Below are 20,480 nucleotides of genomic sequence, written 5' to 3' on the forward strand. Positions count from 1 at the left end.
TCCGGCCAAGTCATCTACCCAGCCCTGAAAAGCCAAGACATGGTGTGCACTTAAATTTAAGTGGGCACCAGTTCTAGCCTTTTAAGCGGGTATTCCATGCAGCCACAATGCCGTTCCTACTCCAAATCTTTCAAGGCCCAGGTCATTCAAGAGTGCGCCCAGCCCGGCGCTTCGATTGCCAGCGTCGCACTGAGCCACAGCCTCAACGCGAACCTCGTCCACAAGTGGATTCGGCTGCAATCGCAGAAAAGTGCCGTCTTGCAACCTGCTTTTATCCCCGTGGCTTTACCGTCGTCGGCGTCACGATCAGATATCACCCCGGCCATGATCTGCCTCGAAATCCCACACCCACGCGGCACCGTAAAAGTGAACTGGCCGACCGAAAGCGCGGCTGCCTGCGCGACCTTTCTTCGAGATCTGTTGCGATGATCCCCATTGACTCCATCTGGCTTGTCACCGAGCCCATGGACATGCGCGCCGGCACCGAAACCGCCCTGGCGCGGGTGGTCGCGGTGTTCGGTGCGGCGCAGCCGCACTGTGCTTATCTGTTTGCCAACCGCCGCGCCAATCGCATGAAAGTGCTGGTGCATGATGGGCTGGGTATCTGGATGGCGGCCCGCCGCCTGCATCAGGGCAAGTTCTTCTGGCCCGGCTCTCGACACGGCTCGCAGATAGAGTTGGCCGCCGAGCAACTGCATGCTCTGGTGCTGGGTTTGCCTTGGCAAAGAGTTGGGCCAGGCAACGCGATTTCCATCCTGTAATCTCTGACACGTCCCGTCTGGCCGTGCAATTGTCCGATCAGCCTGTCGTCGGTTTTCGCCTACTCTGGCAAAATCGGCAGCATGACTTCGCTCCCCAATCTAGACCACCTAACCCCTGAACAACTGCGCGCTCTGGCAGCGCAGTTGATGCAGCGCGTGGAGAGTCTCGATCAGGCAGTCGAGACAATGGGCAAAAAGATCCACCGCGACCAAACGGTTATCGAGAAACTGACCCACGAGATTGCACCGCTCAAGCGCTTGAAGTTTGCCAAGCGTAGCGAGCAGTTGAATCCGGCGCAGGCCAGCTTGCTGGAAGATCTGATCGATACCGATATCGCGGCGATTGAGGCTGAGCTTCAGGCATTGCAAACACCTTCAACTCCGGCCGAGACAAAGCAAAATGCGCGGCTCAACGGGCATGAACCGTACACTTATTTGAAGGACGTGCTCACGCGCCTACCGACGCAACGGGCAAGTGATATTGCGCAGCTGCTGCCGCATAGGTGGCAACCGGTTTAGTGACGCAAGACGGGAGGCCCGGACGCATACCCTAGTTTGACGAATTGCATCGAGTGCCTCCTTGGGCTCTGTACGAAATATTATCGGGCGAAGAGCGGTTACTGGATTCTTGGGCCAAATCCACCATAAGGTTTCAACGGTACAACAGAAGTAACTTCCAGCATCCCGGAATTTACCAGTGGCAGCGTTGCCAGCTTTTCCCGAACGGCAGTCTCGTTTTCGGCTTCAACTAGCAGGCAGGCGCCACCCATGTCACCACGGTGCCAGATGTTGCGGATAAATCCCTCCAGATAGAGAGCCCTGGCACGCTGGGCTTCGGCTTCGAGATGAGGCGCAAAATCCGCATCGGAAAAACGCTCCGAGACTCGACGCGAAAGCGTGATGAACTGCATATATATATCCCCTTCAAGGCGTTCGTCGTTTAAACAGTTCACGGATAATTGCAAAAAATACTATTCTGGTCCAAGACGCGTTCTGCATGACTTGAGACCCGATTCACATGACCTTAGATCTTCGATTGCTTGTTGCGTTTATCGCTGTCGCTGAAACTGAAAATGTCGGTCAAGCCGCCAGCCGTCTACATATCTCGCAGTCGCCTTTGAGTCGGCAAATCATTCAGCTTGAAGCGCAGCTTGGTCTGAGGTTGTTCGACCGCACACGTCAGCGCATGCGCCTGACTGACGAAGGACGTCTTTTCCATCAGGAGGCGCGCAGCCTGGTCGCCCATGCATCTGAAGTCGAAGCAGCGGCGCGCAGTATCGCTCTTGGTGAGACAGGCCATATTGCCGTGGGTTATGTCGAAGCGGCCATGCACTCCAATGTATTACCGCGTGCCCTTGCGGGTCTGCAATCAGGCCATCAGGCTGCTACCTTCGAACTCCGTCCCATGGGCTCCTCAGAACAATCCGAGGCCCTGCTCGGCAGAGCGCTCGATTTCGGGCTGGTTTATTCAGTTCCTGAGAGCGCAGACATAGAGTCCATGGAGGTTTCAAGCGAGGCGCTACTGCTTGTTCTGGGAAAAAGACATGCTATGGCCACGCAAGCGAGCATTGCTCCTCAAGACTTGAACGGGGAGCGTTGGGTTGCCTTGGCCCGGTCAAAGAATCCTGCAGCCCGCCAGCGTTTTCTTGAGAATTGCTCCGCTTGCGGTTTCTTGCCTGACATCAAGGTAGAGGCGGATGACCTGCTGGCAGCCTTGCGGCTGGTGGCCTCAGGTTTGGGCATTACCTTTGTCCAGGCGAGTCTTCGGGATTTTCTTGCAGATAGCGTCATATTTCGCGAGCTGCCCTGGTTTCCTTCACGGGTCAGGGTCTATGCCATCTGGCGCAAGGACGACCCCAAGCCGCTTGTCGCGACGCTCCGGCAAGCGCTCTTGGCGGCTTAGCATTAATTCGGCAAGGACTAGATTCAACTCCTCTCCACATGGGGACTTGCGTGCCTGCGTGTTGGAGCCAAACGCACGCATTGGCCGTTTTGCCGTAAGCGCCTGCCGAAGGCACCTTGGCTAAGCTATTACGGAGTTACTGCCGCATAAATGGGCGACCGTTTAACTATGCAAGGTGTGTTCCGCGGACGCTTATCGATGTCTCGAATAGCGCTGCCTGCGACATCCAGGCTAGAGTTGTGGTCGACATGAGGATGGATTCCGCTATCGCGCATAAGGAGAGTGACCGTGTTTCCAATGAATACCTGGCTTGCCTATACCGCAGCCTGCATCTTGCTGGTTGTGTCCCCCGGGCCGGACAACCTGCTGGCGATTGGCAGAGGGCTCAGCCAGGGCCGTATGGCCGCTTTCGTGTCAGGGCTGGCCTCGGGCACAGGGATCCTGTTCCACGTGACGACGGCCTGCCTGGGATTGACTTTGCTCATGCAAACGTCGGTAGTCGCGTTCTGATCGTCAAGGTGATCGGGGCGGGTTATCTGCTTTGGCTGGGCATCAAGGTTTTGCGTGCCCGCAGTCTGATCAACTTCACGCCAACAGCCAATCAGTCGCTGCGCAGCATCTTCCTCACAGGCTTTCTTTCTGCGGCGCTCAATCCGAAACCGGGGTTGTTCGTCCTGGCGTTCATTCCCCAATTCGTCAACCCGCAATTGGGCTCCGTCACCCTTCAGATGCTGGTGTATGGGGTATGGTTTGCCGCATTGACTGCCGTGGGTTTCGCGCTGATGGGGATATTTGCTACCGGCCTGTCAAGCTGTATTCGGCAACGGCCGCGGCTGGTCAATGGTCTGAATGTGGGGGCTGGTTTGACTTTTGTCGTGTCTGGCCTGTCCATCGCGACGCTTAGCCAGAAGTAATCCCTTGTGCTGCCAGCAATGACTCTATGCGGCGGGGCAGTCTGCGTTGTTAGGCCCGTTCTCCCTTCAAACATGGCTCAGCAGAGGGCCACGCTAAAGCGCGCAGAGGCTAATTGGACGTCCATTATCGCGGCAAGATCTGCCCGCACTTACGGAGATTCTGAGCGATCCTGAGGTGATGAAATACTCTGTTCGTGGGGTTTTTGACGAGAACGCCACGCGTAATTTCATTGACTTTGATTGCGTCGTGACAACTGTCGCGTCCTCACAACTGCCGGTGGACTAAAGTCCGTGGATTCAGTGATCTGTCGTCCTGCGATTGTCTTGGGGTGCTTAGTTCAGGACTACGCTAAAGTTATGCGAATCGTCGATCAAATGTGACCCACTGTTCGCGCTGCGTCCGTCCCTGGAGCGCCCAATGCCGCCCATTACCGCGCGCCTGGTGGCGCTGTTTGTGCTTTGCCTGACGCTTGAAGTGCCAGCCCAGACCAACGCTTGCCCAGCTGGCGAAAAAGAAGTGTGCCTGAACGGCTGCATCTGCCTGCCAGACCTGGAGCCGATGCTCGGCTCCCTGCCTGATGACGTCCACCAGGTCGCGGCACCTGCCCTGGCGCTATGGCTGACCCAAGCCCGCGCTGAAGCAGCCAACGCCGGCATCCACCCCATTCCACCGCACATCCGGGAGCAACTGCTGCGCTGGTACGACCCCAGCGTCCTCGACACCGCGCGCTACAACGTCAGCGACAACGGCCAATTCAACGCTGCCACGGCCATGCTGCAAAACCCCGATGTCGGTGCCGTGACGCTGATCGACATCATCCTCTTCCGGGACGCTCAAACCGCAGAACACAACATCGCGCTCTGGGCTCACGAACTAAAGCATGTGCAGCAGTATCAGGAATGGGGGGTAGAAGGATTTGCCCAGCGATATACACAAGATTTCAATGCTGTAGAGGCGCCGGCTTATGCCATACAGGCTGAGGTCAGACGGTCGGTGCGGGAAGGGACTTACTAAGGGGGCGAGTCGAATGTAAACGCTGCTCAGCACTAATGTGATTTGTAATGGTCAATTAATCCCGCACGACCGTCAGCAATTGTATTGCTCGGATCCGACCGGATCCGCATCGGCATTTTGATCAAGGACAGTGAAAACATGTTTGCCGCCATTTAATCAGCAACCGCCTCCACCTGGTCCCGTGAATAGGGACTCGCCGTACGTTTACCCCTCAATCCAATTCGAAGATTTAAAGCATGCACCTACGCAAAATTGCAGTTGGGCTGTCGGCCCTTGTTTTGCTCTCGACCGGGGCCCAAGCCCGCAGTCTGCTGGATTTCATCAAGCCGCCCACCCAGCATCAGGAACAAGCGTCCCGCTCGGGCTCGATCACCCAGAGCGCGGCCCTGGAACTCTATTCAAACAAACAGAAACAGGCATCGTTTGATGGCTGCGCAGATCTGTTCCCGGCTGCGAAACCGATCAACATGGCCACTGTGCCTGCAACCATGAAACCCCTGGCCCTGTGTTCCGACAACTTTGCGGTGCTGTACTCGCAAACCAGTAAGACGCCGTTGGTCGTGGTCGAACGCCTTAATGCCGCCCAGTTGCAGGATGCCAAAGGGGAGGAGCGCACCAACCAGTTCTACCCGGACCCTCGCATCCCCAAGAGTGGACGGGCAGAGTTGAGCGACTACCGTAGCCAACATCCGGCCGTGGACCGTGGCCATCAATCCCCGGCAGCCGATGCACCGAACCCCAATGCAATGGCCCAATCCTTTGCGCTGTCGAACATGGTGCCGCAAGACCCCACCAACAACCGGAAGATCTGGAGTAAGGTCGAGTCCGATGTCAGAAAGTTTGCCAAGCGAGCCGATGGTAATGTTTTTGTGTTCACCGGCCCGCTCTTTGATTCAGGCCACACCACCATCGGGAATAACAAGGTCTGGGTGCCAACCCGCCTGTTCAAGCTGGTTTACGACGCATCGTCCAAGCGTGCCTGGGCCTACGTACTTCCCAACGCTGAAACTCGTATCGAGAGACCAATGGACTATGACGCTTTCGTGAAGAGTACCGGGCTCAACTTGCTGGGGAATCTACCGGTCACAGGTTCCGTAGGGCGCTCTTGATGGCTTGATGGCTGCGTGCCAGTGCTAGACTTCTCAGCCCCAGACCAACCATGGACGCGAAGATGGTCGAAAGATTGCGAAGTCGGCGCTGGCCAATTTTCTGCTGGCCGACGCCCAAGTGAATTACGACGGCGTCCAGTAAGCGGACGTCATCATTTCCTCCGAGAACTGATCCATGTAGCTTGCTGCTCGCGTTCGGGCAAGCTATCGAGAAATGCGGCAATCTGCCGGGTACTGCGCAAGTGTAACGTAGGAATTTGCGGGCCAATGGCCAGGCGTACCGTCTCGATGCCTGGACGATAGCCACTGTCGAAATTCCACACGAACTTCAGAAAAGTCAGGAACGCCCAGTCGAACTTCTCTGTACAGCCTGATGCCAGATCAGGGCGAGGGCGGTTCATTATGCTGCGCATGATCACTCGGATGAAACAATTGAGCCGTGACGTATCGAGCCAAATGATCAGATCGGTACGGGGCAGGCGAAGGTCGAAGGTTCGCCGCGCATAGTTGCCTTCACAAATCCAGGCATCCGGTGCGATAGCGTCGCGGACCCGTGTGCGGAATTGCTCGGCGTCGGGTTCGACCCAGCCGGGCTCCCAGAATAGTGTATCCAGGTGTACCACGGGCAGGCTCAGGCGTTTGCCGAGGGCGCGGGCCAGGGTAGATTTGCCACTACCGGCATTGCCCAGAATTACAATCCGTTGCATGGGGACTTCCTGTCGCGAAAAAGCCGGCGATTGTGCAGGTTTTGGATAGTCAGTTAAAGGCTGATGGGAGGGGGGCTGCAAAACATCACTGCCAATTGGGGGCGCGCGGCGCCCGACTGCTTCATCAGTTCTGAAAAGTGTGCTCCTGGCTGATTGAGAGCAATCGGCCTGAAACCAGCCGCTCGACACTGCATCCGCTCACCGCTTAAAGTGCTGTCGATTAATCAACGGATCATCATCAAAAATGACTGAGACCCTCCAAGGCAGTTGCCTTTGCGGTGCCGTCAAATACCATCTCCGTTCCCGCCCCAAAGCGGTTTCTCACTGTCATTGCAGTCAATGCCGCAAAAGCCATGGTGCAGCATTTGCGAGCTATGGCAGTGTGTTGCGTGTCGACTTTGATCTGACACAGGGGATAGATGACATCCGGTTTTACTCGTCCTCTGAATCAGTAGAGCGCCAATTCTGCAGCCGCTGCGGCTCGTCGCTCTTCTGGTCAAATAATCAGGGCGAATACTCCCAATGGATTTCCATAGCTCTCGGCACGCTGGACACACCTTTCACTTCCGACAAGCAAAAGCATGTCGAGGTGAAGTCCAAGGCTCCATGGTATGAAATTCAGGATCACTGGCCGCAGTCTCGATGACCGCTTTGGGTTATGAATTGCCGTTGCCTTACCGGGTTCGTCATCCATTTAGGTGGGACAGGACTTTTGTGTTTTTGAAAGATCAAAAAATTGCAGCCTCTGCCAGTGCACTCTTTGTAGGATCGCAGTACGCATTAAGCCTGGCGGTTCCACTTGAGAGTGGATGACTTTGATTGTGTCGTGACAACTGTCGCGTCCTCACAAGACCGGCGGATTGGTTTCAACTGCATCCCCACCCATCACCAACTACACTTCCTCCAGCCAATCCGGACAATCGTCCGGGGCCGCTCTCCAGGAGGAAATCATGACACGGAAGAATGTCTCCAGCCCTGAACCTACGGGTACGAATCCCAGCGTACTGTTGAGTCCCCCCGACATAGCGGCGCTCGCCGAGATATCCATCACCGATCCAGACAAAACGCACCCTGCGTGGATTAAAGAGCAGTTTCCCGAGTACGTGGACCCGCATGCAGGGCATGAAGCCAGGACTGTTCGCGAGATTAACCACAAAGGGCATGTTGTTCGGATCGTGACCACTTACCAGGTGGAGGTTGATGGGGCCCCGGTCCAGGCGCATCTGTTTGTGGACGATGCTGGCCAAGTCCATACGCATGCCACCCCATTCGTGTCTTACGGATCGGCTCTCGATTTGATGACCGCGGTAATCGATGCCTATCCAGAATCTTTCGCCAAGGGCGATGGCGACGGGGGAGAGCACTCCGGCCATCCCGCCCACCATGGCCATGGAGCCCATCATGATCAGGTCTAATGCGGTCAATGATCTCGTAGCGCTCAAGAAATATGTCGAAGGGGTAAAGCGGCTCAAGGATCCCGCGCAGAATCCTTGGCCTGGGCAGGCCAATCTCTCGATTTATGACTCCTTCGTGGCCTGGCACCACCGGGCCATGATGATTGCAACGCCTACCGGGCAGATGGCCAGGAATGCTGCGCATGGCGGGCCATCATTCTTGCCGTGGCATCGTTACTTTCTCGTGCGGCTGGAAACCCTGATTCGCAAGGCGGTAAACGACCCACACTTTCGAGTCCCGTACTGGGATTGGAATACTGACGCAGAACTTCAGGACCCGAGGACTTCACTCATCTGGTCGGATGAATACCTTGGGCAGTTCGTGGATGGGAAGTGGCGGGTGCGAGTGATGGGAAATGGCCGGACCATGGAACTGAACCGGGTAAATCGCCCTCTGGTGCGTTATTTGGGAATAGCTGGGTCGCTGCCCAGCCGAGCCAATGTGCGCAAGGTCATCCATGAAAATCCGGTGTATGACAAAACGCCCTATGATTCAGCGCAGTCCACCGGTGGTGCGCGCAACAGCATCGAGGGATGGGCTGGCAAAGAACGCATTCATAACAACGTGCATGTGTGGGTCGGCGGTGACATGGGCTTGTCGTCCTCGCCGAACGATCCGGTGTTCTTTCTACATCATTGCAATGTCGACCGGCTCTGGGCGGCATGGCAAGCGAAGCATCCCACTGCAGCTTATGTACCTGACGGAACGGCCCCTGATACGTTCAAGTTCCATCGGATTGATGACCCGATGTACAGCCCTTTCCCGGAAAAGGTGACGCCTCGTGATGTGCTGAATTACAGCCAGTACTACAAGTACGACACCTTGGGCGACTTGCTTTAGACCGCATCAAACGGGGGCGCCTCCAGTGATATTGAACGCCTGCTCTTCCAGACGCGTTTGTATCAACGCAGCCAATTGTCGGGTGGCGGGCGCCAAGTGTTCAGTTCCACGATAAAGAACATAACCGAGGGTCGGCAGCGTGGGTAGACCGGCAATCACAGCGAGATGTTCTGGCAGCCCGATGCGGGTTCGCAACGTGAGGCCCAAACCGGCAGTAACGGCTGCCCAGATGCCACCAACACTGGGGCTGGTCAGCGCGATTCGCCAGGGAATCCGCGCCTCATCCAGCGCCTGGGTTGCCGCACTGCGCAACACGCAAGGGGCGTCGAACATGATCAATGGCAGGGGTGTATCGACAGAGCCGTTGAGCGGTGGCATATCACGAGGCCCGATCCAGTGCATCTGCGTTTCACCCAGGCGCGTGTAATAGGGGGACTTGTGCCCGGTGTCCCAAGACAGGGCCAGGTCCAGGCCGCCGTTGTCGATCAATGCAAGCAATTCGGTATTACGCGCGATCCTGACTTCGAGGCTCACCATCGGGTACATCTTGACGTAGCGTCGCAGAATATCGCTGAGGAAGTGTTCGCCGAAGTCTTCTTGGAGCCCGAGGCGTACCGTGGCGACCATCTGGCTTTCGTGCAGGGTCTGGAAAATGCTGTCGTTCAGTTCAAGCAGCCGGCGGGCATGGCTGAGCAGGGATTCACCCACCGGCGTCAACACCAGCCCTCGACCGGATTTGGACAGCACTGGAGTGCCTATCTGTTCCTCAAGTTTCTTGAGTTGTGCGCTCACGGCAGACGTCGAGCGATTAAGCCGATCCGCCGCTTTGGCAAAGCTGTTGAACTCAACACCGATCACGAAAGTACGCAGCACATCAAGATCGAAGGTTGGACGGCGCATCGAATCATCCACTAATTCAGGACTATGGCCGCTATTAAATCTGATATTCGGAATCATATCGACTTGATAGTTTTCTCCTGTCAGTTGGTTTTCAGGAGTAGGCCGTTATGCCATTTGCACGTATTTCACTGCACCGGGGAAAGTCTGCCAAGTATTTACAGTCCCTCTCACAAGGGCTGCACGACGCGTTGGTGGAAAGTTTCGACGTGCCGATGGCCGACCGGTTCCAGGTCATTCATCAACATGAAATGGGCGAATTGATATTTGATCCCGGCTACCTGGGCGGTCCGCGCAGCCATGACTTTGTGCTGATCGCGATTACTGCCGGTCGCCCTCGAGACATCGAGACGAAACAGCGTTTTTATCGCAACCTGGTCGAGAGACTGAGTCGAGCGCCAGGCATCGACTCTGAGGACGTCATGGTGGTAATTACCACTACCGCGGCAGATGAATGGTCGTTTGGTGGCGGGCGGGGCAACTAGTTTTCTATCAAGTGGACAACAGCAGGAGGGGCACCGGTCGCTCACCACCATCGGTGCCGAAATTGTTCATTCAAACAGATGCCCTGCGCAGATGTCGCCGATACAAAACAACACCCATAACAATCGAAAGTAACCCGACCCCCACATTACCCAAAAGCCAAATTGCAAAGTTCCGACTTTGGTCCGCATCACCCTCGTAGAACGGCCCAAAGTAGCTAGACACTGCCACGAATATCAAATTAAACGCCACGACGGCCAAGGCAACGATAAGGATGACGAGCAATACCCCTTTAACAATTTTCATATGACCTTCCAAAACCATATTTCCTTCGATTCGTGGTAGTCGGAGAAACTGCCCTCGATGGAAAAACCCAACTGAATACGAGGGTAGCTCAGCCAGTCCGTTAGTCTACGCCCGTTCCATAGGTCGATATGATCGCCGCTGCGATTGCCGATGGTCTCGTTTCCTCTGCGCCAGAAGTCCTTGAAGAAAATGATGCCTTGGTTCTCGCCGCTCCGTACCCAAGGTAAACGCTAAACAGGAGGGGGGGCGCGATGAGTTGCGGGAATAGTCGCCCCTGCGAGCTGCGGCTGATCCGTATTTTTCTGCGCTATCTGCATCTGTAATGCATTCGGTTGCCAGCTCACAATACCGGCACGATCAGCAGAAGCGGTAGCCGCTGCACCGCAAACTCATAACGTAGGAGGCCCAATGGGCAAGATGGCATTTTTCCTGGGTGGATTTCTGGTGTTGACCATTTTGATTGGTGCACTGGCCACGATATCTCCGGTGTAAGCAGAAGGTGAGTTGTTCATATTCCAGCGCGTTGCGCAGCAAAAAGCCCCGTCCCATTTTTAACTGGGGCGGGGCTTTTACGTGTTGAAGATCAAAAGATCGTTTTAGCGCTTGATCAGGGAGATCTTGGTTCCCTCGATGCTGATCCCGGCCATTAACCCCTGCTGGTCGAAAATGAACGCGTAGGCATCGTCCTTTAATGTCGTACTGGAAAGATTCTTCGCCACCCCTTCATCAACCACAACAACAGTGGGGCCTACACCAAGTTCCCAACCCTTGGTTTTACGTAAATAATCCGCGGCTTTGTCGGTCATCAGGAAAACCGCATAGCCATACGACTGGGCACCAGCCTGCAGCCCCCATGACCCGGTTACGGAGTTGTAATAGTTCTCTACTTTCTTGTCCTTAAACATGACGCCTTCGCCATAGCTGCCGCCAAACACAAGGCCTGCCTTGATGATTTTCGGGAAGACAAGAATCGCTTTGGCGCTGTGGGAAACACTTTCGGCAAATGGTGTGGCTTTGTAGAGAGTTTGTAAGGCTTGCCGAGAGTCGACAGTCAGGTCCTCGGCGGTTGCCGCGCCTGCAGTGTTGAGAAAACTCGCCGATGCCAATGAAGCAGTCGCAAGAACGATCGATAGGAAGTACCGCATTGACTGAGTCATTTTTGTACTCCGATACGGGAGCATTGGATGTGAGCAGCAGTCAGCAACTGCCCTCGGCAGAAACCAAGCCTACTGAAATTATCCGGCGCACCCTAAAGTGTGTGAGCTACTGGCTTCACCCTTCAATGGAGCAGGGCCCGAGGCCTTTGAACATAGGCGATGCCATCACTTTTTATGACATCTGCGTATGGGCAGGGTTCGGTATTAGAGACGGCGATGGCTTACTGATGAGCCTGATCAAGACAACTGTAAACAAAACGGACGCCTGACAAGACGCCCGTTTTTATTTACTTCGCTGCCTGCGCCCGCAACATCGGGTTTCAGCAATGTCGCTCGTGTTACCTCAGATCAAACCGATCCAGGTTCATCACCTTGACCCAAGCCGCCACGAAGTCTTTCACAAACTTCTCTTGCGCGTCATTGCAGGCATAGACCTCCGCCAATGCCCTCAGCTGCGCATTCGATCCAAACACCAGATCCACACGGGTACCGGTCCATTTTAGATCGCCGGTTTTGCGATCGCGGCCTTCGAACTCTTCGTTGGCCTCCGACACCGGTTTCCATTCCACGCCCATGTCGAGCAGGTTTTTGAAGAAGTCGTTGGTCAACGCTTCCGGCTGCTGGGTGAACACGCCGTGTCGGGTTTGTCCGACGTTGGTGTTCAACACGCGCATACCGCCGATGAGCACGGTCATTTCTGGCGCGGTGAGGGTCAGCAGTTGTGCCTTGTCGATCAGTAACGCCTCGGCCGGTACGCGGTATTTGCTCTTGAGGTAGTTACGGAAGCCATCGGCGACGGGTTCGAGGTAGCCGAAGGATTCCACGTCGGTTTGTTCTTGCGAGGCATCCATCCGTCCCGGTGTGAAAGGCACCGTGACGGTTTGCCCGGCATTTTTCGCGGCCTGTTCGACGCCGGCGCAACCGGCCAGCACGATCAGGTCTGCCAGCGAGATTTTTTTGCCGCCACTGTTGAACTCGCTTTGGATGCTCTCGAGTTTCGCCAGCACGCTGGCCAGTTGCTCAGGCTGGTTGGCTTGCCAGAACTTCTGCGGGGCCAGACGCAGGCGACCACCATTGGCGCCGCCGCGTTTGTCGGAGCCGCGGAAGGTGGAGGCTGCCGCCCAAGCGGTGGACACCAGTTGCGAGACGGTCAGGCCGCAGGACAGCAGTTTGCCCTTGAGTGCGGCGATGTCGCTGTCGTTGACCAGGGCATGGTCGACCGCCGGGATGGGGTCTTGCCACAGGAGTTCTTCGTTGGGCATTTCCGGGCCGAGATAGCGCGAGAGGGGGCCCATGTCGCGGTGGAGGAGCTTGAACCAGGCGCGGGCGAATGCGTCGGCCAACTGGTCCGGGTTCGCCAGGAAGCGCCGTGAAATCGGCTCATAGATCGGGTCGAATCGCAGGGACAGGTCCGTGGTCAGCATGGTCGGGTTACGCCGCTTCGACGGGTCGTGAGCATCCGGAATAATGCCCGCGCCAGCGCCGCCTTTCGCCGTCCACTGGTTGGCGCCCGCCGGGCTCTTGGTCAGTTCCCACTCGAAACCGAACAGGTTTTCCAGGTAGTTGTTGCTCCACTTGGTGGGCGTGGTGGTCCAGGTCACTTCCAGGCCGCTGGTGATGGTGTCGCCGCCCTTACCGCTGCCGAAGGTGCTCTTCCAGCCCAGGCCTTGAGCTTCGAGGCCAGCGGCTTCGGGCTCGGCGCCGACGTTGTCGGCAGGGCCGGCGCCGTGGGTCTTGCCGAAGGCGTGGCCACCGGCGATCAGTGCCACGGTTTCTTCGTCATTCATCGCCATGCGCCCGAAGGTCTCGCGGATGTCCACCGCAGCAGCGACCGGATCGGGGTTGCCTTCCGGGCCTTCCGGGTTGACGTAAATCAGGCCCATTTGCACCGCGGCGAGCGGGTTTTCCAGATTGCGTCCTCCGTCGGTACGGCTGTCCTCATTTTCCCCCGGCTCAGCAACGAGTGGGCCTTCGCCGGGTTCTTGCATGGGTTCCTTTTTGTCTTTTTCGTAGCGGGTGTCACCGCCCAGCCACTTGTTTTCGGAGCCCCAGTAGACGGCCTCATCCGGTTCCCAAACGTCTGGCCGGCCACCGGAAAAGCCGAAGGTCTTGAAGCCCATGGACTCCAGCGCGACGTTGCCGGTGAGCACGATCAGGTCGGCCCAGGAGATGTTGCGACCGTATTTTTGTTTGATCGGCCAGAGCAGCCGCCGCGCCTTGTCGAGGCTGACGTTGTCTGGCCAGCTGTTGAGCGGTGCAAAGCGCTGCTGACCGGAGCCGGCACCGCCACGACCGTCACCGACGCGGTACGTGCCGGCGGCGTGCCAGGACATGCGAATAAACAGCGGCCCATAGTGACCGAAGTCTGCCGGCCACCAGTCTTGCGAGTCGGTCATCAGGGCATGCAGGTCTTGCTTGAGAGCCTGAAAATCCAGATTTTTGAACGCTTCGGCGTAGTTGTAACCCTCGTCCGTGGGGTCGGACAGCCGCGAATTCTGGTGCAGGATCTTCAGGTTCAGTTGGTTCGGCCACCAGTCGCGGTTCGTCGTGCCACCGCCAGCGGCGGCGTGATTGAACGGGCATTTCGATTCATTTGCCATGTGTGCGCTACCTTTGGTCGTATTCATCCGGCTATCCGGCCCGGGGTGGGCGCGCAATAGCGACGAGCGAAATCAATGACATAGGCTGTAGCCGTTCGATCAACCGATCGTCGTGGTCACACGGGAATCTGGATAGCAGCAATCGAGTTGCCTGTACGGTGGCCCACGGCAAGCCTAGTACGCTTCTGACTCATTCGTATCTTTTATCAAGTCTCAACCGGCCAGCTCATGCCAGCGCTGCATTAAGGTTAGACGCCTATAAAGCAGTCAGCTAATAGGTGGAGTATTCACTCTTGATAGGCAGAATCTTTTACCTGAGCCCTTGAGATGGAGCCGTTGTTACGAGTCTCTTTTATCCAGCGTCGGCAAAACGTAATCTGTCGCATCGACCTTTGGATGGAACCAAACCAATGCTACTAACCCATCGCCCCGTCAATGCTGAAGATGTGTTGGCTGTTTGCGACTTTCCTCAAAACTCCCAAGAACTTTTTTACATGTTCCCGAAGGCGCACTACCCGCTGACGGAAGATCAAATGCATGCATCGATTGCTCTACGTTCAGACTCGACGGTGGTTGAGGGGGACGGTTCTGTTGTTGGCTTTGCGAACTTTTATGTGTTTGAGCGCGACGGTATTTGCGCGATCGGCAATGTGATCGTGTCGCCCAAGGCCCGGGGGAAAGGTGTCGCGAAGTTTTTGGTGGAGACGATGGTGGAGCTGGCCTTTGAGCGCCATCGGGCAAGCGAGGTGCAGATTTCGTGCTTCAACGAGAATACGGCGGGGCTGCTTCTGTATCCGCAGCTTGGATTTGTGCCGTTTGGGGTTGAGGAGCGAGTATCGCCGGATGGGCGCCGTGTAGCGCTTATACAAATGAGAAAGGCCGGGAGCCATGGGCGGCTCTGAGTATTTTTCGAGTTGGGATTTGTGCTGTTTATTCGGGCCTCTTCGCGGGCAATGACGCAGAGAGGAAACGAGTGACGGAAGGTATGATGGGCCTTTCCGTCGACGACCATCCAAGGACCCACCCCGATGTCTTTAAGCAAACGCGATCAGGCCCGCATCGAACGTCGCCTGGTTGCTACCCTGACCGAGGCGTGTGAAACAGCCAAAGTGGAAATTGTCGGGTTCTGCTGGCTGACCCACGAGATCGATTACGACGTCTTTCCTTCCAGCCTGAGGGTGATTTGGGTCTTCGATACCCAGGCCAATAAAGAGCAGGCGCTGGCGAGCGGGCAGGGCGAGCGCATGGTCGAACTGACGGCCGTGGCGTTAAGTGACGCGGATGTTCTCGTCAGCCCGGTAGCAGCCCATGTGCAGTTTGATTCTGAAGAACAATGTCAGCGCGCCAATGCCGGAAACTGGCAGCAACGCCTGGCGCACAAGCGTTCGGCACGGGGTTGATGCGTGGCCAAGGATATCGAAAATCCGTGTATTTCCGTTTGCCAGCTAAGCGGTGAGTTGTGCGTCAGTTGTGGCCGCACCAAGGACGACATCAGAAAATGGAAGCGCATGAAGCGTCCGGAAAAAATGGCGGCGGTGCAGCGCGCGAGTTTGCGGTTGAAGAGTCTTCAGAAAAGGAAGGATTGAGGTTAATACCAGGCCGCACTGCGATCCGTAGCAGCTGTAGCAGCTGTCGAGCTCCAGCGAGGCTGCGTTCGGCTGCGTAGCAGTCGTAAAACCAGAAATCGCGGTGCATCAGGCCGACCGTGTCAGTCGGACTTACGACTGCTGCGCAGCCGAACGCAGCCTTCGGCAGCTGCTACAAAAAGCGTGTCGTGGCTGGAATCGCTTCCAGCCCCTAAAGTTGCGCACACACCTCTCGAACACATTCACGCAACCACCGATGCGCTGAGTCGGCATCCATCCGTGGGTGCCAGAGCATCGAAATGGTGATCGGCGCCAGGTCGAACGGAAGATCAAAACTGTGCAGGCCCGCGCGCAGGTTTCGGGTGTGTTGCGCGGGCACTGTGGCGATCAGGTCCGAGGCGCGAGCCAGCGCCAGCGCGGCCGAGAAACCGCCGACGATGGTGGATATCTCCCGCTCCAGCCCCAGCGCTTTCAGGGCCTCATCCATCGGCCCTTTATCAAACCCGCGCCGCGAGACCAGGACGTGTCTGCCAGCGGCATAACGGGCGGCGCCGATCTCGCCCTGGCTCAGTGGATGCCCCATCCGCACGACACCCACGAAACGATCCTCGAATAACGCGCGGGTGCGCACTTCCGGGCTCGTCGTACCGCCAACCACACCGGTTTCCAGATCGACGGAACCGTCGCGAAGCGCGGCGCTGTCCTTGCTCAGCTTCTGCACGAAGTGCAAGCGCACGCCGGGGGCTTGTTCACTGACGCGGGCAATCAGTGCCGGTCCGAAGTTTTCGACGAAACCGTCGCTGGTGCGTAGCGTGAACGTGCGGACCAGTTGTTTGAGATCAAGCTGTTCGGCGGGGCGTAAAACGGCTTCGGCGTCTTGCACCAAACGACTGACATGCTCGCGCAGCTCGAGCGCCCGAGGTGTCGGCACCAGCCCGCGCCCGGCCCGCACCAGCAGCGGGTCGCCCGTCGTTTCGCGCAATCGTGCCAGCGCCCGGCTCATGGCCGACGGGCTCAGCCGTAGTCGTTGGGCGGCGCGCGCGACACTGCCTTCGGCGAGCAGCACGTCCAGGGTCATCAGCAAATTCAGGTCAGGAGTCGTCATGCCTCAACGTTAGCACGGCGCGCAGCTGACATGGCGTCAAACGCATCTATCAAGTGCAAATGCTGCGCCTTCCGCCATGCCTACCACAGGCATACGCTGCTGATCTACCTTTCAGACGTGGCCAAAACAATGCAATTCATCCCTCAATCAGGCTCGGTCCGCTGGGCGCTCACCAGCCTTTCGTTGTCGATGTTGATGCCTTCACTCGACACCAGCATCGCCAATGCCGGCTTGCCGACGCTGGCCCAGGTGTTCGATGCGTCCTTTGCGCAAGTCCAGTGGATCGTGCTGGCGTATCTGCTGGCGATCACGACGTTGATTGTCAGTGTCGGCCGGCTCGGCGACAGGGTCGGACGTCGGCGCTTGCTGTTGGCGGGCATCGCTATTTTTACCCTGTCATCGCTGGCCTGTGGTGTTGCGCCGTCGCTCGGCTGGCTGGTTGGCGCCCGGGCGGTGCAGGGGCTCGGAGCAGCGATCATGCTGGCGCTGACCGTGGCGTTTGTCGGTGAAACGGTGCCGAAAGCGCAAACCGGCAGCGCCATGGGCTTGCTCGGAACGATGTCGGCGATCGGCACCACGTTGGGGCCGTCGCTCGGTGGGATGTTGATCGCAGGCGCAGGCTGGCAGGCGATTTTCCTGCTCAACGTGCCGCTGGGGGTGCTGAATATTCTGCTCGCCTATCGCTATTTGCCTGCTGACCCTGCGCGGGCGAAAGCCCAGCGGCCAGGGTTCGACAAGGCAGGCACATTGCTGCTGGCGCTGACGCTCGGCGCTTATGCGCTCGCCATGACGATCGGCCACGGTGATTTTGGTCCGCTCAATATCGCGCTGTTGCTGGCGGCTGTTTTTGGCGCCGGGATTTTCATCTTCATTGAGGCCACGGTTGCATCGCCATTGATCCGGTTAGCCCTGTTCCGCGAGCCGGGGTTGAGCGCCAGCCTGGCCATGAGCCTGCTCGTTTCGACGGTGATGATGGCGACGCTGGTGGTCGGGCCGTTTTATCTCTCGGGGGCGCTTGGGCTCGGCACGGCACTTGTCGGCCTGGCCTTGTCGGTCGGTCCGCTGGTGGCTGCGCTGACCGGCGTGCCGGCCGGGCGCCTGGTGGACCGTTTCGGCACCCGGCGCATGACCCTTGTCGGGCTCGTTGCCATGGCGCTCGGCGCGGGAGCGCTGTCGATGATGCCGGCAGGCTTCGGCCTCCTCGGTTACCTGGCGCCCATCGCGGTGATTACGGCCAGCTATGCGCTGTTCCAGGCGGCCAACAATACCGCCATCATGGCCGACATACGCCCGGATCAGCGCGGGGTGATTTCCGGCATGCTCAGCCTGTCGCGCAATCTCGGCCTGATTACCGGTGCTTCGGTCATGGGCGCGGTGTTCGCCTTTGCCTCGGCCACGGCGGACATCACCACGGCATCTTCCGCCGCCATCACCAGCGGCATGCAAATGACGTTTGCCGTCGCCGCGCTGCTGATCGTCCTGGCCCTTGCTGTTGCGCTGGCACCGCGTGGGACCCGACATCCGAGTACTCCAGACTGCTGCATCGTGTGCACTAATGAACTGCAGTGAAGCTATATTGTTCACTTGAAATCGAATGCCGATACTGCCCGCACATTGCGCAGATGGGCTGCGCTGAAGTGGAGGAGTCAGGCTATGGTTTCTGTCGTTCGTATTTCACACACCGGCGCACCTGAGGTGATGAACATCGAGCAGGTGACGGCGCGTGAACCGGGGCCGGGTGAAGTCTGGCTGGAGCAGGAGGCGATTGGCGTCAACTTCCTCGATGTGTCTCAGCGCAACGGCGCCGTGCCGCTGCCATTGCCATCGGGGCTGGGCCTTGAAGGGGCGGGCCGTGTGGCCGCTATCGGCGCGGGGGTGAGCAACGTCAAGGTGGGTGATCGGGTGGCATACGCGACGGGGCCTGTTGGTGCTTATGCCAGTGCGCGGCTTTTTCCGGCCGAGCGACTGGTGCCGATTCCCGACGCATTGACGGCTGAAGAGGCCGCCGCGGTGTTGTTCAAAGGCATTACCGCGCAATACCTGCTGAAGACGACTTATCCGGTCGGCCCCGGCACCACCATGGTTCTTTATGGGGTCGCGGGCGGCCTCGGGCAGATCATGGCGCCCTGGGCCAAACACCTTGGGGCCTTTGTCATCGGGGTGGTGTCCCGGGCCGAGAGTATTGAGAAAGCCAAGGCGCTGGGCTGCGATGCGGTGCTGGTGTTCAATCCCCAGACACTGGCCGCGGATGTTGCCGAGATCACCCACGGCAAGAAAGCCGACGTGGTCTACGATCCCATCGGGCGCGTGTCGTTCGAAGCGTCGCTCGACTGCCTGCGACCCCGTGGCTTGATGGTGTCTTTCGGGGCATCTTCCGGGGCGCCGACAGCCGTTGAGGTGGCCACGCTCAATGCCAAGGGCTCGTTGTTCCTGACCCGTCCTTCACTCGGCGCGCACACTGCGAATATCACCGAGTACCGCCAACGGGCCGACGATGTACTGGCCGCGGTCGAGGCGGGCATAATCAAGCCCGTTATCTGGGGCCGTTATGCATTGGCGGATGTGGCCAAAGCCCATGCCGATCTGGAAGGTGGCCAATCATCCGGTGCGGTCGTCCTCAAGCCCTGATCGCCCCGTGACTTGAAGAAGAGTGTTTCGTGAACCCACTGGACAGCCGCCATATCGATGAAATTGCAGCCCTTCTTGCGGTTGCCTCCGTGCATTCGTTCGTGGCCGCCGGACGGTTGCTGCAACGTCATCCGACGGTGATTTCAAAGCGCCTGGCGGCCATGGAAAAGCGCTTGGGTGTGCGGCTGATGGAGCGTACGACGCGGCAAGTGCGGTTGACCGATGCCGGCAGCCGCCTCGTCGAGCGCCTGCGCTCTGCCACGGGGTTGATTATCGAGGCCGAACAGGAAGCATCACTTGGCGCTGCGCAGGTTCGCGGCGTCTTGCGCCTGGCTTTTCCCGCCGCGATGGGGCGGCTGTGGCTGGCGCCGATGCTGCCGGAATTTCTGGCGGCTCATCCACTGGTCTCTGTCGAGGTGGATTACAGCGATCGCGTCGTCGACATCATTGCCGAAGGATTCGATGCGGCGATTCGTATCGGCGAATTGAACGACAACCGTCTGGTCGCGAAGCGGCTCAGCGATCATCGTCGCATCCTCTGCGCATCACCGGCCTACATCGAGCAGCACGGCATGCCGACCTGTCCGAAGGAACTGACCGATCATAATTGTCTTGGCTTCACCGGTCTGGCGGCATTCCCTGAATGGCGTTTGTCCAAAGGCGATCGGCAGCAGAAGGTCATCACAAGGGGAACCTTGACCTCGAACGACGGCGAAGCATTACTCGACGCGGCCAAAGCCGGGGTCGGTATCCTGGGCGCCGGAGAGTGGTTGATGAGCCGGGAGATTGCCAATGGCCAGATGGTGCGCGTGCTGCCGGAGTGGGACCTGGATGCCCAGGGCGGGATCTATCTGGTGCGGGCATCCGCCGCGTTCACGCCAGCGACGCTGATGGCATTCAAGGACTGGCTGGAGGGCAGGTTCGCCAAAGGGCCGCCTTGGGCCAGCCCTGCAAATAAACCAAGCGCCACTCCCTGAGTGCAATGTGTTTACTTAAGCGCGACGCTTCAGTCAT

The 20,480-nt window shown here is 57.9% G+C and carries 26 protein-coding genes and 1 pseudogene; 19 read left to right on the top strand and 8 right to left on the bottom strand.

The annotated features are described in order from the left end of the window. The first annotated feature begins 96 nt into the window (after positions 1-96). The 3 genes from tnpA to ACZ9BB_RS05905 all read left to right on the top strand — a co-directional run bounded on the left by tnpA (position 97) and on the right by ACZ9BB_RS05905 (position 1,280). Entirely contained in the window at positions 97-429 is a 333-nt protein-coding gene (gene tnpA / locus ACZ9BB_RS05895; RefSeq protein WP_476212935.1) for an IS66-like element accessory protein TnpA, read from the top strand. Continuing rightward, positions 426-761, top strand: a complete 336-nt coding sequence (tnpB, locus tag ACZ9BB_RS05900; protein ID WP_476212936.1) for an IS66 family insertion sequence element accessory protein TnpB — start codon at positions 426-428, stop codon at positions 759-761. Before tnpA ends, tnpB begins: the two co-directional genes overlap by 4 nt. Before the next feature lie 81 nt (positions 762-842). Further along, on the top strand, positions 843-1,280 hold the full coding sequence (locus ACZ9BB_RS05905; protein WP_476212937.1) for a transposase domain-containing protein: 438 nt from the start codon (positions 843-845) through the stop codon (positions 1,278-1,280). A 98-nt stretch (positions 1,281-1,378) separates the two neighbouring features. Here the strand turns inward: ACZ9BB_RS05905 and ACZ9BB_RS05910 are convergent, their stop codons facing one another. Then, complete coding sequence (locus ACZ9BB_RS05910; protein ID WP_095055732.1) at positions 1,379-1,672, bottom strand: muconolactone Delta-isomerase family protein; 294 nt, start codon at positions 1,670-1,672, stop codon at positions 1,379-1,381. A gap of 107 nt (positions 1,673-1,779) precedes the next feature. Between ACZ9BB_RS05910 and ACZ9BB_RS05915 the strand changes: the two genes are divergently transcribed. The 5 genes and pseudogenes from ACZ9BB_RS05915 to ACZ9BB_RS05935 all read left to right on the top strand — a co-directional run bounded on the left by ACZ9BB_RS05915 (position 1,780) and on the right by ACZ9BB_RS05935 (position 5,702). Then, positions 1,780-2,664, top strand: coding sequence for a LysR family transcriptional regulator (locus ACZ9BB_RS05915; RefSeq protein ID WP_476212938.1), 885 nt, complete (start codon positions 1,780-1,782; stop codon positions 2,662-2,664). Positions 2,665-2,952: 288 nt separating this feature from the next. Continuing rightward, positions 2,953-3,578, top strand: a pseudogene (locus ACZ9BB_RS05920) (LysE family translocator). A gap of 112 nt (positions 3,579-3,690) precedes the next feature. After that, the gene (locus ACZ9BB_RS05925; RefSeq protein WP_476218209.1) at positions 3,691-3,864 is read left to right on the top strand and encodes a GNAT family N-acetyltransferase; all 174 of its coding nucleotides are present in this window, start codon (positions 3,691-3,693) and stop codon (positions 3,862-3,864) included. Between the two features lie 132 nt (positions 3,865-3,996). Next, positions 3,997-4,593 carry an eCIS core domain-containing protein gene (locus ACZ9BB_RS05930; protein WP_476212939.1) on the top strand — a complete coding sequence of 199 codons (597 nt, stop codon included), beginning with the start codon at positions 3,997-3,999 and terminating at the stop codon, positions 4,591-4,593. 236 nt (positions 4,594-4,829) lie between these two features. After that, positions 4,830-5,702, top strand: a complete 873-nt coding sequence (locus tag ACZ9BB_RS05935) for a DNA/RNA non-specific endonuclease (RefSeq protein ID WP_476212940.1) — start codon at positions 4,830-4,832, stop codon at positions 5,700-5,702. Between the two features lie 152 nt (positions 5,703-5,854). Here ACZ9BB_RS05935 and ACZ9BB_RS05940 read toward each other — a convergent pair whose 3' ends face one another. After that, the gene (locus tag ACZ9BB_RS05940) at positions 5,855-6,409 is read right to left on the bottom strand and encodes a P-loop NTPase family protein (RefSeq protein WP_476212941.1); all 555 of its coding nucleotides are present in this window, start codon (positions 6,407-6,409) and stop codon (positions 5,855-5,857) included. Positions 6,410-6,653: 244 nt separating this feature from the next. On the opposite strand from ACZ9BB_RS05940, the gene ACZ9BB_RS05945 reads away from it, so the two are divergent. The 3 genes from ACZ9BB_RS05945 to ACZ9BB_RS05955 all read left to right on the top strand — a co-directional run bounded on the left by ACZ9BB_RS05945 (position 6,654) and on the right by ACZ9BB_RS05955 (position 8,704). After that, positions 6,654-7,055 (top strand): GFA family protein, encoded by a 402-nt coding sequence (locus tag ACZ9BB_RS05945; RefSeq protein ID WP_476212942.1) that lies wholly within the window; start codon positions 6,654-6,656, stop codon positions 7,053-7,055. A 304-nt stretch (positions 7,056-7,359) separates the two neighbouring features. Beyond that, a complete protein-coding gene (locus ACZ9BB_RS05950) occupies positions 7,360-7,824 on the top strand; it encodes a hypothetical protein (RefSeq protein ID WP_476212943.1) in 465 nt (154 codons plus the stop codon). Then, the gene (locus ACZ9BB_RS05955; RefSeq protein WP_476212944.1) at positions 7,811-8,704 is read left to right on the top strand and encodes a tyrosinase family protein; all 894 of its coding nucleotides are present in this window, start codon (positions 7,811-7,813) and stop codon (positions 8,702-8,704) included. The genes ACZ9BB_RS05950 and ACZ9BB_RS05955 overlap by 14 nt, the downstream gene beginning before the upstream one ends. A gap of 6 nt (positions 8,705-8,710) precedes the next feature. On the opposite strand, the gene ACZ9BB_RS05960 is transcribed toward ACZ9BB_RS05955, so the two are convergent. Next, positions 8,711-9,604 (bottom strand): LysR substrate-binding domain-containing protein, encoded by an 894-nt coding sequence (locus ACZ9BB_RS05960; RefSeq protein ID WP_476212945.1) that lies wholly within the window; start codon positions 9,602-9,604, stop codon positions 8,711-8,713. A gap of 107 nt (positions 9,605-9,711) precedes the next feature. Between ACZ9BB_RS05960 and ACZ9BB_RS05965 the strand changes: the two genes are divergently transcribed. Next, entirely contained in the window at positions 9,712-10,086 is a 375-nt protein-coding gene (locus ACZ9BB_RS05965) for a tautomerase family protein (protein WP_476212946.1), read from the top strand. 70 nt (positions 10,087-10,156) lie between these two features. Here the strand turns inward: ACZ9BB_RS05965 and ACZ9BB_RS05970 are convergent, their stop codons facing one another. The 3 genes from ACZ9BB_RS05970 to ACZ9BB_RS05980 form a co-directional block, all read right to left on the bottom strand. Then, the gene (locus tag ACZ9BB_RS05970; protein ID WP_476212947.1) at positions 10,157-10,390 is read right to left on the bottom strand and encodes a hypothetical protein; all 234 of its coding nucleotides are present in this window, start codon (positions 10,388-10,390) and stop codon (positions 10,157-10,159) included. Continuing rightward, positions 10,387-10,584, bottom strand: coding sequence for a T6SS effector amidase Tae4 family protein (locus ACZ9BB_RS05975; protein WP_476218210.1), 198 nt, complete (start codon positions 10,582-10,584; stop codon positions 10,387-10,389). Before ACZ9BB_RS05975 ends, ACZ9BB_RS05970 begins: the two co-directional genes overlap by 4 nt. A gap of 402 nt (positions 10,585-10,986) precedes the next feature. Continuing rightward, positions 10,987-11,547 carry a lipid-binding SYLF domain-containing protein gene (locus ACZ9BB_RS05980; protein ID WP_476212948.1) on the bottom strand — a complete coding sequence of 187 codons (561 nt, stop codon included), beginning with the start codon at positions 11,545-11,547 and terminating at the stop codon, positions 10,987-10,989. A gap of 29 nt (positions 11,548-11,576) precedes the next feature. Between ACZ9BB_RS05980 and ACZ9BB_RS05985 the strand changes: the two genes are divergently transcribed. Further along, positions 11,577-11,816 (top strand): hypothetical protein, encoded by a 240-nt coding sequence (locus ACZ9BB_RS05985; RefSeq protein WP_476212949.1) that lies wholly within the window; start codon positions 11,577-11,579, stop codon positions 11,814-11,816. A gap of 69 nt (positions 11,817-11,885) precedes the next feature. On the opposite strand, the gene katG is transcribed toward ACZ9BB_RS05985, so the two are convergent. Next, positions 11,886-14,174 carry a catalase/peroxidase HPI gene (gene katG, locus ACZ9BB_RS05990; protein ID WP_476212950.1) on the bottom strand — a complete coding sequence of 763 codons (2,289 nt, stop codon included), beginning with the start codon at positions 14,172-14,174 and terminating at the stop codon, positions 11,886-11,888. Between the two features lie 383 nt (positions 14,175-14,557). Here katG and ACZ9BB_RS05995 point away from each other — a divergent pair, with 383 nt between their 5' ends. The 3 genes from ACZ9BB_RS05995 (at position 14,558) to ACZ9BB_RS06005 (ending at position 15,733) form a co-directional block, all read left to right on the top strand. After that, positions 14,558-15,049 carry an N-acetyltransferase family protein gene (locus tag ACZ9BB_RS05995; protein ID WP_476212951.1) on the top strand — a complete coding sequence of 164 codons (492 nt, stop codon included), beginning with the start codon at positions 14,558-14,560 and terminating at the stop codon, positions 15,047-15,049. 126 nt (positions 15,050-15,175) lie between these two features. Next, entirely contained in the window at positions 15,176-15,547 is a 372-nt protein-coding gene (locus ACZ9BB_RS06000) for a hypothetical protein (protein WP_476212952.1), read from the top strand. Positions 15,548-15,550: 3 nt separating this feature from the next. Continuing rightward, a complete protein-coding gene (locus tag ACZ9BB_RS06005) occupies positions 15,551-15,733 on the top strand; it encodes a DUF1289 domain-containing protein (protein ID WP_476212953.1) in 183 nt (60 codons plus the stop codon). A gap of 211 nt (positions 15,734-15,944) precedes the next feature. On the opposite strand, the gene ACZ9BB_RS06010 is transcribed toward ACZ9BB_RS06005, so the two are convergent. Next, positions 15,945-16,838: a LysR family transcriptional regulator gene (locus tag ACZ9BB_RS06010; RefSeq protein WP_476212954.1), complete on the bottom strand. Its 894-nt coding sequence runs from the start codon at positions 16,836-16,838 to the stop codon at positions 15,945-15,947. A gap of 129 nt (positions 16,839-16,967) precedes the next feature. Between ACZ9BB_RS06010 and ACZ9BB_RS06015 the strand changes: the two genes are divergently transcribed. The 3 genes from ACZ9BB_RS06015 to ACZ9BB_RS06025 all read left to right on the top strand — a co-directional run bounded on the left by ACZ9BB_RS06015 (position 16,968) and on the right by ACZ9BB_RS06025 (position 20,443). Next, the gene (locus ACZ9BB_RS06015; RefSeq protein ID WP_476212955.1) at positions 16,968-18,407 is read left to right on the top strand and encodes an MFS transporter; all 1,440 of its coding nucleotides are present in this window, start codon (positions 16,968-16,970) and stop codon (positions 18,405-18,407) included. An 84-nt stretch (positions 18,408-18,491) separates the two neighbouring features. Then, positions 18,492-19,466, top strand: coding sequence for a quinone oxidoreductase family protein (locus tag ACZ9BB_RS06020; RefSeq protein WP_476212956.1), 975 nt, complete (start codon positions 18,492-18,494; stop codon positions 19,464-19,466). A gap of 29 nt (positions 19,467-19,495) precedes the next feature. After that, positions 19,496-20,443 carry a LysR family transcriptional regulator gene (locus tag ACZ9BB_RS06025; RefSeq protein WP_476212957.1) on the top strand — a complete coding sequence of 316 codons (948 nt, stop codon included), beginning with the start codon at positions 19,496-19,498 and terminating at the stop codon, positions 20,441-20,443. Positions 20,444-20,480: the final 37 nt, after the last annotated feature.

The organism is Pseudomonas sp. TE3552, assembly GCF_056278945.1.

What these genes read in the sequence shown, in the direction of transcription:
- tnpA (WP_476212935.1), top strand. Translation starts at nt 97, where the DNA reads ATGCAGCCACAATGCCGTTCCTACTCCAAATCTTTCAAGGCCCAGGTC.
- tnpB (WP_476212936.1), top strand. Translation starts at nt 426, where the DNA reads ATGATCCCCATTGACTCCATCTGGCTTGTCACCGAGCCCATGGACATG.
- ACZ9BB_RS05905 (WP_476212937.1), top strand. Translation starts at nt 843, where the DNA reads ATGACTTCGCTCCCCAATCTAGACCACCTAACCCCTGAACAACTGCGC.
- ACZ9BB_RS05910 (WP_095055732.1), bottom strand. Translation starts at nt 1,672, where the DNA reads ATGCAGTTCATCACGCTTTCGCGTCGAGTCTCGGAGCGTTTTTCCGAT.
- ACZ9BB_RS05915 (WP_476212938.1), top strand. Translation starts at nt 1,780, where the DNA reads ATGACCTTAGATCTTCGATTGCTTGTTGCGTTTATCGCTGTCGCTGAA.
- ACZ9BB_RS05930 (WP_476212939.1), top strand. Translation starts at nt 3,997, where the DNA reads ATGCCGCCCATTACCGCGCGCCTGGTGGCGCTGTTTGTGCTTTGCCTG.
- ACZ9BB_RS05935 (WP_476212940.1), top strand. Translation starts at nt 4,830, where the DNA reads ATGCACCTACGCAAAATTGCAGTTGGGCTGTCGGCCCTTGTTTTGCTC.
- ACZ9BB_RS05940 (WP_476212941.1), bottom strand. Translation starts at nt 6,409, where the DNA reads ATGCAACGGATTGTAATTCTGGGCAATGCCGGTAGTGGCAAATCTACC.
- ACZ9BB_RS05945 (WP_476212942.1), top strand. Translation starts at nt 6,654, where the DNA reads ATGACTGAGACCCTCCAAGGCAGTTGCCTTTGCGGTGCCGTCAAATAC.
- ACZ9BB_RS05950 (WP_476212943.1), top strand. Translation starts at nt 7,360, where the DNA reads ATGACACGGAAGAATGTCTCCAGCCCTGAACCTACGGGTACGAATCCC.
- ACZ9BB_RS05955 (WP_476212944.1), top strand. Translation starts at nt 7,811, where the DNA reads ATGATCAGGTCTAATGCGGTCAATGATCTCGTAGCGCTCAAGAAATAT.
- ACZ9BB_RS05960 (WP_476212945.1), bottom strand. Translation starts at nt 9,604, where the DNA reads ATGCGCCGTCCAACCTTCGATCTTGATGTGCTGCGTACTTTCGTGATC.
- ACZ9BB_RS05965 (WP_476212946.1), top strand. Translation starts at nt 9,712, where the DNA reads ATGCCATTTGCACGTATTTCACTGCACCGGGGAAAGTCTGCCAAGTAT.
- ACZ9BB_RS05970 (WP_476212947.1), bottom strand. Translation starts at nt 10,390, where the DNA reads ATGAAAATTGTTAAAGGGGTATTGCTCGTCATCCTTATCGTTGCCTTG.
- ACZ9BB_RS05980 (WP_476212948.1), bottom strand. Translation starts at nt 11,547, where the DNA reads ATGACTCAGTCAATGCGGTACTTCCTATCGATCGTTCTTGCGACTGCT.
- katG (WP_476212950.1), bottom strand. Translation starts at nt 14,174, where the DNA reads ATGAATACGACCAAAGGTAGCGCACACATGGCAAATGAATCGAAATGC.
- ACZ9BB_RS05995 (WP_476212951.1), top strand. Translation starts at nt 14,558, where the DNA reads ATGCTACTAACCCATCGCCCCGTCAATGCTGAAGATGTGTTGGCTGTT.
- ACZ9BB_RS06000 (WP_476212952.1), top strand. Translation starts at nt 15,176, where the DNA reads ATGTCTTTAAGCAAACGCGATCAGGCCCGCATCGAACGTCGCCTGGTT.
- ACZ9BB_RS06010 (WP_476212954.1), bottom strand. Translation starts at nt 16,838, where the DNA reads ATGACGACTCCTGACCTGAATTTGCTGATGACCCTGGACGTGCTGCTC.
- ACZ9BB_RS06015 (WP_476212955.1), top strand. Translation starts at nt 16,968, where the DNA reads ATGCAATTCATCCCTCAATCAGGCTCGGTCCGCTGGGCGCTCACCAGC.
- ACZ9BB_RS06020 (WP_476212956.1), top strand. Translation starts at nt 18,492, where the DNA reads ATGGTTTCTGTCGTTCGTATTTCACACACCGGCGCACCTGAGGTGATG.